2 protein-coding genes and 1 pseudogene are annotated in these 3,086 nt (G+C 77.8%); all 3 read left to right on the plus strand.

The features are described from left to right. Nucleotides 1–61: 61 nt before the first annotated feature. A pseudogene (locus BN2279_RS07695) lies at nt 62–1,057 on the plus strand (N-acetylglucosamine kinase). A gap of 109 nt (nt 1,058–1,166) precedes the next feature. Continuing rightward, entirely contained in the window at nt 1,167–2,060 is an 894-nt protein-coding gene (locus tag BN2279_RS07700) for a sirohydrochlorin chelatase (RefSeq protein WP_079031958.1), read from the plus strand. Between the two features lie 186 nt (nt 2,061–2,246). After that, nucleotides 2,247–2,966 (plus strand): class I SAM-dependent methyltransferase, encoded by a 720-nt coding sequence (locus tag BN2279_RS07705; protein WP_059007786.1) that lies wholly within the window; start codon nt 2,247–2,249, stop codon nt 2,964–2,966. The last annotated feature ends 120 nt before the right edge of the window (nt 2,967–3,086 follow it).

Consider the following 3,086-nt stretch of genomic DNA (forward strand, 5'->3'; position numbering starts at 1 on the left):
GCGGGCGGGGGTGGCGGGAGGCGAGAGGGGGGCGGCCGCCGCGCGCGGGTGGGTGCTGGGCGTGGACTCCGGCGGCTAGGGGACGCGCGTCGCGCTGGCCCGCGCGGACGGCGGCGCGCCCGTCCCGGCCGGCCGGTACGCGACCCCGCTGCCGGTGCGCACCGGCGGCGGCGGCCTCGACGCCGGGCACCTGCTCGGGACGCTGCTGCCCGCCGCGCGGCGGCTGCTGGCGGACGCCGGGGCGCCGGGGGAACCGGTGACGGCGGTGTGCGTGGGCGCGGCGGGCATGGCCACGCTCGGCGACCGGCTGCGCGCCGAGGTGCCGGGCGTCCTCGCCGCGGAGCTGGGGACGCGCGGGGTGGCGCTGGCGGCCGACGCGGTGACCGCGTACGCCGGGGCGCTGGGCGAACGGCCGGGCGTCGTGGTCGCCGCGGGCACCGGGGTCATCGCGCTGGGCACCGATCTGCGCGCGTGGCGGCGGGCGGACGGCTGGGGTCATCTGCTGGGCGACTGCGGGGGCGGCGCCTGGATCGGCCGGGCCGGTCTGGAGGCCGCGCTGCGCGCCCACGACGGGCGCGAGGGCGGCTCGCTGCCGCTGCTGACGCGGGCGGTGGAGGCGTTCGGCCCGGTGACGGGTCTGCCGTCCCGGCTGTACCCGCGCGGCGACCGGCCCGCCGTGCTGGCGTCGTTCGCGCCCGAGGTGGCCCGGTGCGCCGCCGGGGAGGACGCCGACCCGGTCGCGCGGGACATCCTGCGCACCTCGGCGGCGGAGATCGCCGCGACGGCCGCCGCCGTCTGCCCGCACGGGGCCGGCGGCGAGGTGGCGCTGACCGGCGGGCTGTTCCGGATGGGCGAGCCGCTGCTCGCGCCGCTGCGGGAGGAGCTGGAACGGCGGCTGCCGCACGCGGTGACCGTGCCCGCCGCCGGGGACCCGCTCGCCGGCGCGCTGCGGATCGCCGCCGCGCTCCCCGGCGGCGGGCCGCGCCTGCCGGTCGATCCGTTCCTGCTGCGGGTCGAGACACCGGCGCGTCCCCTTCGCGGTGGACAGGTCGGGTAAAGACGTCAACCTGCCGTTAACACTGCCGCGCGGGATATATCCGGACAGATTCGGGCCGGATTCCCCCGGACGAACAGCCAAGCACATCAAGGCATTAACATGCGGCGACATGAGCTCCTCCACTGGGCCAGGATCGGGTCTGCCCGTACGAATGCCGCGTCCCCGCCAGTCCGGACGGCACCGCCGTCCGGAGCCCGTGAGCGCCCCCGAGGGCGCGCCCACGCTGGTGCTCGCCGTACCGGGCGGGCCCTCGCCGGAGGTCCGTGGCCTGGCGGAAGAGGTGCTGAGCATCGCCCGGTCGGAGCTGCCCGGCCTGGACGCGCGGGTGGGCTACGTCGAGGGCGCGGGCGCGGAGTTCCCCGCGCTGGCGGAGGTGCTGACCCAGGCCGTCACGGCGGGCCCGGAGCGCGGCGCGGGCGCGGCGCCGGTGCCGGTCGTGGTGCCGCTGCTCGCCGGCCCGGACAGCGTCCATCTGCGGGCCATACGGCAGGCCGTGCTGGGCAGCGGCACGGGGGCCGGGCTGACGGACGTGCTGGGGCCGCACCCGCTGCTGGCGGAGGCCGTCCATGTGCGGCTGTCGGAGGCCGGGCTGGCGCGCGCCGACCGGGCCCGGCTGTTCACCGTGGCCACGGCCGCCGACGGCATCGTGCTGGCCGCCGTGGGCGGCGAGGAGGCCGTGCAGGCGGCCGGGATCACCGGCATGCTGCTCTCCGCCCGGCTGGCCGTCCCGGTGCTGGCGGCGGCACTGGACACCGAGGGTTCCGTCGCGGAGACCGCCGGCCGGCTGACCGACGCGGGCTCGCGGCAACTGGCGCTGGCGCCCTGTGTGATCGGCCCCGAGGTGCCGCCGGGGCTGCTGGCCGCGGGCGCCAAGGAGGCGGGCTGCGCGATGGCCGAGCCGCTGGGCGCGTACCCTGCGGTGGGCAAGCTGGTCCTCTCGGCCTACATGAACGCCGTCGGCATCGCGCCCGAACGCCCGCCGCACGGTTCCGCGCTGCGCTGACCGTCCGTCTCCCCGCGCCGGCCCGGTGTCTTCCCACCAGCCGGCCGGCGGGCCGTCCCGGCCACCGGGGGCCCGTACCGCGCGGTCGCGTGGTTTTCCCGCCGCCGCCGTCCGGCGGGCTGCCGGGCGCGTGCTCCGGTCCGTACAGTGCGAAGCGTTCCCGCCGCACCGCAGGACGGAGACATCATGGTCACCGAGGGCTCCACGGAATCCCGGCCGCCGTTCGACGAACTCGCCGAGCTGTACGACCGGTTCATCGGGGCGATGGACCGGGAGGGCAACCCGGCCCGCGCCTGGCTGCTGGACCGTCTCGACGGCGGCGGGCGGGCCTTGGACGTCGGATGCGGCAACGGCCGCAACTCCCGCCTGGTCGCCGACCGTTACCGTGAGGTCGTCGGCGTGGACATCTCGGCCGGCATGCTCGCGGTGGCCGCCGCGAAGGACAATCCGCCGAACGTCCGCTACGAGCGGCGGGACGTCCACGACCTGTCCCCCGGCCGCGACGGCGTCTTCGACGCGGTGTTCGCCATGAACAGCCTCTTCGCGATGGGCCCGCCCGAGGCGGTGCTGCCCGTTCTGCGGCCCCTGGTGGCGCCCGGCGGCCGGCTGGTGGTGCTGGACGTGACGCGGCCCGACGACGTTCCCGCGGCCGACGTGGAGACGCGGGAGACGTTCCACCCGTTCGAGGTGGCGCACACCGTCTACCGGCTGTCGGGCGAGGTGGAGGACGCGGTGGCCGCGCTGCGGTACATGCTCCACCCGGCATGGCGGGAGATGAGCGCGGGGCTCGTGCCGCCCGCCCTGGGCGCGTTCCGCCGGGCCTACGAGACGGTGTTCCCCGGCGTGGAGATCACGCCCGACGTGGTGCCCACCCTGACCGGGGCGGTGTGGCGGGCACCCGCCTAAGCCGTGCCGCCGCCGGTGTCCCCGTCGGGGCGGGGGGGGGGGGGGGGGCCGTGCTCTCTACCACACCTCGCGATGCCGCGCGGAGGAGGGGATGGAGCGCTGGGGAGGACGGTGTGAGGC

This window comes from Streptomyces specialis, assembly GCF_001493375.1.
Taxonomy (GTDB): Bacteria; Actinomycetota; Actinomycetes; order Streptomycetales; family Streptomycetaceae; genus Streptomyces; species Streptomyces specialis.